The organism is Neisseria sp. P0001.S005 (assembly GCF_051963715.1).
Genome location: NZ_JBQCTZ010000191.1, coordinates 1 through 6629 on the forward strand (window position 1 = coordinate 1; position 6629 = coordinate 6629).

Below are 6629 nucleotides of genomic sequence, written 5' to 3' on the forward strand. Positions count from 1 at the left end.
GCGCGGGTGTCGGTAATGTCGAGGTTGCGCATGGTCAGTTGGCCGATGCGGTCGAGCGGTGTGAACGCTGCGTCTTCGACTTTTTCCATGCTCAGGCGTTCCGGTTGGTAGGTCAGGTTAGGCGATTCGGTGTTCAGAATCGAGTAGTCGTTGCCGCGGCGCAGCTCGAGGGTGACTTCGCCGGTGATGGCTTTGGCGACCCAGCGTTGGGCGGTTTCGCGCAACATGAGGGCTTGGCTGTCAAACCAGCGGCCTTGGTAGAGCAGGCGGCCGAGGCGCAGGCCGTTGATGCGGTATTGTTCGATGGTGTCTTCGTTGTGGATGCCGGTTACCAAGCGTTCGTAGGCGATGTGGAACAATGCCATGCCCGGGGCTTCGTAGATGCCACGCGATTTGGCTTCGATGATGCGGTTTTCGATTTGGTCGCTCATGCCCAAGCCGTGGCGGCCGCCGATGCGGTTGGCTTCGAGGAAGAGTTCGACAGGATCGGCGTATTCTTTGCCGTTTAATGCAACCGGCACGCCTTCTTCAAAGCGCACGCTGACTTCTTCGGGTTTGACTTCGACGTTTTCGTCCCAGAAGGCAACGCCCATGATAGGCTTAACGATTTTGATGCCGCTGTTGAGAAATTCCAAGTCTTTGGCTTCGTGGGTGGCACCCAGCATGTTGGAGTCGGTAGAGTAGGCTTTTTCAACCGACATTTTGTAGTTGAAGCCGTTGGCAATCAGAAATTCGCTCATTTCGTGGCGGCCGCCGAGTTCGTCGATAAATTGTTGGTCGAGCCAAGGTTTGTAGATTTTCAGCGCCGGGTTGGTCAACAGGCCGTAGCGGTAGAAACGCTCGATGTCGTTGCCTTTGTAGGTGCTGCCGTCGCCCCAGATATTTACATCGTCTTCTTTCATGGCGGAAACGAGCATGGTGCCGGTAACGGCGCGGCCCAGAGGCGTGGTGTTGAAATAGGCGATGCCGCCGGTGGAAACGTGGAACGCGCCGCATTGGATGGCAGCGATGCCTTCGTGTGCCAACTGCGCGCGGCAGTCGATCAGGCGGGCATTTTCTGCGCCGTATTCCATCGCTTTTTTAGGAATAGCGTTGTAATCGTCTTCGTCAGGTTGGCCGAGGTTTGCGGTGTAGGCATAAGGCAGCGCGCCTTTGAGTTTCATCCACAACAGCGCGGCAGAGGTATCGAGGCCGCCGGAGAAGGCGATGCCGACTTTTTGACCGATGGGGAGATTTTGTAAAATGGTATGGTTTTGGCTCATTGGGATTCCTCCAGACTTGAAAAGTTGAAACCATTATCTTATAAATGGAATACATTGTCAGCAATTAGGCCGTCTGAATGTTCGGAGAGCCGTATTAAAGAAACCTCATCATGAACGCTTTTAACCTCATCATCATCGGCGATGAAATCCTGCATGGCAGCCGCCAAGACAAGCATTTCGCCTTTTTTAAATCTTTATTGGAATCGCACGGGCTGAAGCTCAATCAGGTGCAATACCTGCCTGACGAACCCGATTTGCTGGTCAAACAACTGCGCCGCAGTTTTTCAGACGGCCTACCGACTTTCGTTACCGGCGGTATCGGTTCTACGCCTGACGACCACACGCGCCAAGCCGCAGCGGCCGCTTTGGATTTGCCTGTCGTCCGCCATCCTGAAGCCGCCAAGTTTATCGAAGGCGTAACCCGGAAACGCGGCGAACCGCTCGATTCGCCGGAACACGCCCAACGCCTGAAGATGGCGGATTTTCCCGAGGGCGCGGAATTGGTGCCCAATCCGTTTAACAACATCGCTGGATTTTCTATCCGCGAGCATTATTTCTTCCCCGGTTTCCCCGTGATGGCGCACCCGATGGCTGAATGGGTATTGGAAACTTATTACGCCGACCGCTTCAACCAAACCGAACGAGGCAGCCGCAGCGTGTATGTGTTCGACCAACCCGAATCGCGCATTACGCCGATTATGGAGCATCTTGAACATACCTACGCCGGTATCCGTTCGTACAGCCTGCCCACAGTGGGCCGTACCGATTCAGACGGCCGTTACACTCCGCCGCATATCGAGTTCGGCATCAAAGCGGAAGGCGAGGCCTGCCGCTTGTTGGATACGGCGTGGGAAGATGCGTTGCAGGGTTTGCAGGCGATTGGTGCGACTTTGAAAGAAACGGTGGAATAATGCACTTATCCCCAGCCCAATCCAGACGCGCACTGACTTTTGCCTCTTTGCTGTTTTTACCGCCGACCCTCATCATCGGCATTTGGCTGGCGCAATATGGCGGCTTTGCTTTTGAACCGCCGCTGATGCACGCCGTCCATGCCCATGCGGGTACATGGTTTGACCCGATTGCCACCGTGTTGCACTATCTGGGCAAAACCGCGATTGCCGTGCCGCTGATCGGCGCAGTCGCCGCAGCCCTGTATTTTGCCGATAAGAAGCGCGAAGCACTGTTTTGCGTGTTGGCGGCATTGGTGCCGACTTTGAACATGCTGATTGTGAAGGTATGGTTTGCCCGCGAACGTCCGCTGCTTTGGCCGCGCCTAATTGAAGAGAGCAATTTTTCCTTCCCCAGCGGCCACAGTACGTTTTCCGCCGCCATTGCCGTCATGCTGATATTGCTTTGCCGCCGCACGCGCTACCGCCGCGCCGCTTGGATAGGCGGTATTTCCTTTGCCCTGTTGACCGGGTTTTCACGCATTTATTTGGGCGTGCATTATCCCACCGATGTTTGGGCAGGCTGGACAAACGGCACGCTGACTGCCTTGCTGGTGTATATGCTCATCTTCAGGCCGTCTGAAAAATAGAAGAAATAAATCATGAATACACGTTCACTCAACACGCCTTATTGGCTCAGAAACGGCCATGCCGACACCCTGTTTGCCAAGTTGCTGCAAGGCAAGGCACCCGACTACCGCCGCGAGCTTCTGCCCGACAGTACCGGCAAAACCCAAGTTGCCTACGATTTTGTCGACAGTGCCGACCCCGATGCGCCGTTGGTGGTTTTGTTTCACGGACTGGAAGGCAGCAGCGAGAGCCATTACGCAGTCGAGTTGATGAAAGCCGTTCAGCAGCGCGGTTGGAACGGCGTGGTCGCCCATTTCCGCAGTTGCGGCGGCATCGCAAACACCGCGCCCGTGTTCTACCACCTCGGCGATACGACTGAAATCGCCTTTATGCTCAACACGCTGGCCCGACGCTATTCAACCATTTACGCCGTCGGCGTTTCTTTGGGGGGCAATGCCCTGGCCAAATATTTGGGCGAGCAGGGCAGCAATGCCGTTCCGCGTGCTTCTGCCGTCGTTTCCGCGCCGGTTGATGCTGTGGCGGCCGGTACGCGTTTTGACCAAGGCATGACGCGACTGATTTACACGCGCTATTTTTTGAATTCGCTGCTGCCGAAAGCTCGAGCGATTCCTCAGTTTCAGACGGCCTTGAGCCGGCAAAACTGCAAAACGCTTGGCGATTTTGACGACCGCTTTACCGCGCCGCTTCACGGTTTTGCCGACCGCCACGATTACTACCGCCGCAATTCCTGCAAGCCGTTTCTGAAAGGCGTGGATACGCCGTTGCTGCTGCTCAATGCCGTCAACGACCCCTTCCTGCCGCCGGAAGCCCTGCCGACCGGGCGGGACGTATCCTCAGCTGTTACGCTGCTGCAACCGGCATACGGCGGTCATGTCGGCTTCGTCAGCCGCGATCAAGGCCATCTGAATCTGCAATGGCTGCCGCAAACGGTGTTGGACTATTTCAAACAGTATCAGCCGTAAATGAAAAAGGGCATGTATGTGACATGCCCTTAGAGTGAAGAAAGTAAAAAGGCCGTCTGAAAACGAGTTTCAGACGGCCTTTTGAATAGCTTGATTATTTGCCTTTGTCGGCTTTGGCTTCTTTTTTCAGAGAAGCGTACAACTCAGGGTCGCGGTTTTTCAGTAAGGACGCAACGGCCAAGTCATCACGGTTGACTTTAGCCAAATCTACGCGCTCGATGTGTACCAAACGCAGCAATTCGCGTACAGGTTTAGGCATGTTGCGGCCGGATTCGTAACGGGAACCACCGGATTGAGTCACACCGATGCGGCTCCAGAAGTCCATTTGGTTCAGGCCGAGTTTTTTACGGATATCGCGGATGTTTTCAATTTTTTCGAACGATTTCATGAATCTTCCTTATTGTGGTATTTGTTGCATGCCTCTAGGCATAAAAATAGGTCTGCAAGAATGCCGGCATCCCTTTTCCTGTAGGCTTTTGGGGTGATATGTGGGCGTATTGCAAATGACTGATCTAGATAATTAGACAGTATATTCGAAAGAAGTTTTCCGCTGTCTGCCATAATTTGTGTAAATATTTCTTAATTCATTATTTCGGTAAATTTTCATTATATAAATCATTAAATTATGCGTTCATCTTAAATATGGCGTAAGCAAATTTTTACATAATTAAACAATTTAATTTGGATAAAAACTTAATTTCGAGTTTTTATTCGGTTTTCTAGGTTGAGAATGCGAATAAATTTCAGGCCGTCTGAATCTGTATTTTCAGACGGCCTGAAGGTTTTTTCAAGGTTAAGGCTTACCGCTGGCTGGGCTGATGGTAAGGATTTCGTAGCCGGTTTCGGTAACCAAAACTTCGTGTTCCCACTGGGCGGAGAGTGAGCGGTCTTTGGTGACCACTGTCCAACCGTCGTTCAGGATACGCAGATGACGTTTGCCTTGGTTGATCATCGGCTCGATGGTGAAAATCATGCCTGGTTTGAGGACGAGGCCCTCGCCTTTGCGGCCGTAATGGACTACTTGCGGCGCTTCGTGGAAGCCGCGGCCGATGCCGTGTCCGCAGAATTCCTGTACTACGGAGTAGCCGGCATTTTCGGCAACCTGTTGGCAGGCATAGCCAACATCGCCGAGGGTGGCGCCGGGTTTGACCGCTTCAATACCTGCCATCATGGAGGCGTGGGTCACGTCGATCAGGCGTTGGGCAATCGGGGAGACTTTGCCGACGGTAAACATACGGCTGGAATCGCCGTGGAAGCCGTCTTTTTTAATGGTCAGGTCGATGTTGACGATATCGCCTTCTTTCAGCGGTTTGTCGTCGGGAATGCCGTGGCAGATAACGTGGTTGACGGAGGTGCAGCAGGATTTCGGGTAGGGCGGGTTGCCGTAGTTGAGGGGGGCCGGATAACCGCCTTGAACGTTGACGTGGTAGTCGTAAACGAGTTTATCGATTTCGTTGGTGGTTACGCCGGGTTTGACGAATTGGCCGATGTAATCGAGGGCTTCGGCGACCAAGCGGCCGAGTTCGCGCATTTTTTCGATTTCTTCGGGGGTTTTGATGATGACTTTGTCCATGAGGTTTCCTTCTTGTTTCAGACGGCATGGAGGCTGTCTGAACGGGACGGGTGTGCCGTCTGTTTAAAACAGGTTGTCGAGATTGTCTTTATTGCGCGGTTTGGCTTGTGGTTTGGCCTCAGGCTCGGCTTTCGGAGTCGGTTTGGACTCGGGGGCTTTGGCTTTTTCCGGTTTGCTGTCTGCGGCTTTGTTTGCTACCGGCTGGCTGTCTGCTTGAGGTGTGTTTTGAGCGGCAGGGCTGCTGTTGTCGGATTGTGTTTTTTCTGATTTGTCGGTTTCGGTGCGTTTGTTTTCTGTGCGTTTGCCGCGGTGTGCGGCAGGACGGTCGTTTTTTGCACCTTCTTCGGCGTTGTCGCTTTTTTCGGTTTGGGGAACAATCGGGCTGCCGGAGGCGGTTTTTGCGTCGCCGTCTTTGGTAGGCTGAACGGTTTCAGGTTCGACAGTGCCGTTGGGGCGCCAAACTTCAATGCGTGTGTCGGTTTGTTCGGCAGGGCTTTTTTCGGGTACGTCGGTTTTACCGGAGTTTAGGGTGCTGAATACGCCGGCAACAAGGGCTGCGACGGCAATAAAGCTGACAAGGAATAAAGCGCGGATTAAGTGTTTGGGCTTAAGTTGGAAAGGGGTTTTATTATTTTTGGACATGATGTGGCAGGTAATCGTTGGAGGAATGGCCGTCTGAATGTTCAGACGGCCCCGGGTTGCCTGTGAATCAGTTGGCAACGTAGTTTTGATAGAGGGTCACGACTTTTTGTACGCCGACGGTCGTGCTGACTTTTTGGGTCACGCGGGCTTGCTCGTCAGGCGTGAGGATGCCCATCACATAGGTCACGTTGCCGTAAGTCACGATTTTGACGCGTGCCTGGGTGGCCGGGCTGAGGCCCAACAGGGTGGCGCGGACTTTGGATGTACCCCAAGTGTCGTTGGTCACGTCGCCGAGCGAACGCGCTTGTGATGCAACAGTGATGTAGTTGTACACGCCTTCTGCGGCTTGTTCGGAACGGGCGATGCGTTCAACAAATTGTTTTTCGCCTTCGGTGGCCACTTGGCCGAGCAGGAGCAGGTGGCGGTTGTAGCCGACAACGTTCAGTTTGGGCTTGTAGCCTTCGACTTGGTTGTTTTGGCGCAGGTAGGAGCGTGCGGTGGTTTCGACGCGCAGGGCCATAACGTTGTCGTCGGTTTGTGCGCCGGTGGTGCGGCGGTCGACGGCGGATTTGGTACCGACGGCTGCACCGCCGATCAGTGCGCCGACGCAGCCGCTCAGACTCAGGCTCAAGAGGGTCGCAGTCAGAACGGG

General features: G+C 54.0%; 8 protein-coding genes. 3 read left to right on the plus strand and 5 right to left on the minus strand.

Annotated features, from left to right (window positions below):
• Nucleotides 1-1262: argininosuccinate synthase (argG, locus tag ACTHSP_RS16470; protein ID WP_440346475.1), on the minus strand; the 1262-nt coding region annotated here is incomplete at its 3' end.
• A gap of 110 nt (nucleotides 1263-1372) precedes the next feature.
• Between argG and ACTHSP_RS16475 the strand changes: the two genes are divergently transcribed.
• From ACTHSP_RS16475 to ACTHSP_RS16485, 3 genes are read left to right on the plus strand one after another with little or no spacing between them, the layout of a single operon-like run.
• A complete protein-coding gene (locus tag ACTHSP_RS16475; protein WP_295863252.1) occupies nucleotides 1373-2173 on the plus strand; it encodes a competence/damage-inducible protein A in 801 nt (266 codons plus the stop codon).
• Complete coding sequence (locus ACTHSP_RS16480; protein ID WP_070748568.1) at nucleotides 2173-2799, plus strand: phosphatase PAP2 family protein; 627 nt, start codon at nucleotides 2173-2175, stop codon at nucleotides 2797-2799. The genes ACTHSP_RS16475 and ACTHSP_RS16480 overlap by 1 nt, the downstream gene beginning before the upstream one ends.
• Nucleotides 2800-2811: 12 nt before the next feature.
• Complete coding sequence (locus tag ACTHSP_RS16485) at nucleotides 2812-3762, plus strand: YheT family hydrolase (protein WP_440346476.1); 951 nt, start codon at nucleotides 2812-2814, stop codon at nucleotides 3760-3762.
• A gap of 94 nt (nucleotides 3763-3856) precedes the next feature.
• Here the strand turns inward: ACTHSP_RS16485 and ACTHSP_RS16490 are convergent, their stop codons facing one another.
• From ACTHSP_RS16490 to ACTHSP_RS16505, 4 genes are all read right to left on the minus strand, one after another.
• Nucleotides 3857-4150 (minus strand): helix-turn-helix domain-containing protein, encoded by a 294-nt coding sequence (locus tag ACTHSP_RS16490; protein WP_003684039.1) that lies wholly within the window; start codon nucleotides 4148-4150, stop codon nucleotides 3857-3859.
• A 405-nt stretch (nucleotides 4151-4555) separates the two neighbouring features.
• Nucleotides 4556-5356, minus strand: a complete 801-nt coding sequence (map, locus tag ACTHSP_RS16495; protein WP_223168821.1) for a type I methionyl aminopeptidase — start codon at nucleotides 5354-5356, stop codon at nucleotides 4556-4558.
• Nucleotides 5357-5398: 42 nt separating this feature from the next.
• Nucleotides 5399-5977 carry a hypothetical protein gene (locus tag ACTHSP_RS16500; protein ID WP_440346477.1) on the minus strand — a complete coding sequence of 193 codons (579 nt, stop codon included), beginning with the start codon at nucleotides 5975-5977 and terminating at the stop codon, nucleotides 5399-5401.
• 67 nt (nucleotides 5978-6044) lie between these two features.
• Nucleotides 6045-6623, minus strand: a complete 579-nt coding sequence (locus ACTHSP_RS16505) for a BON domain-containing protein (RefSeq protein WP_440346478.1) — start codon at nucleotides 6621-6623, stop codon at nucleotides 6045-6047.
• Between the last annotated feature and the right edge of the window lie 6 nt (nucleotides 6624-6629).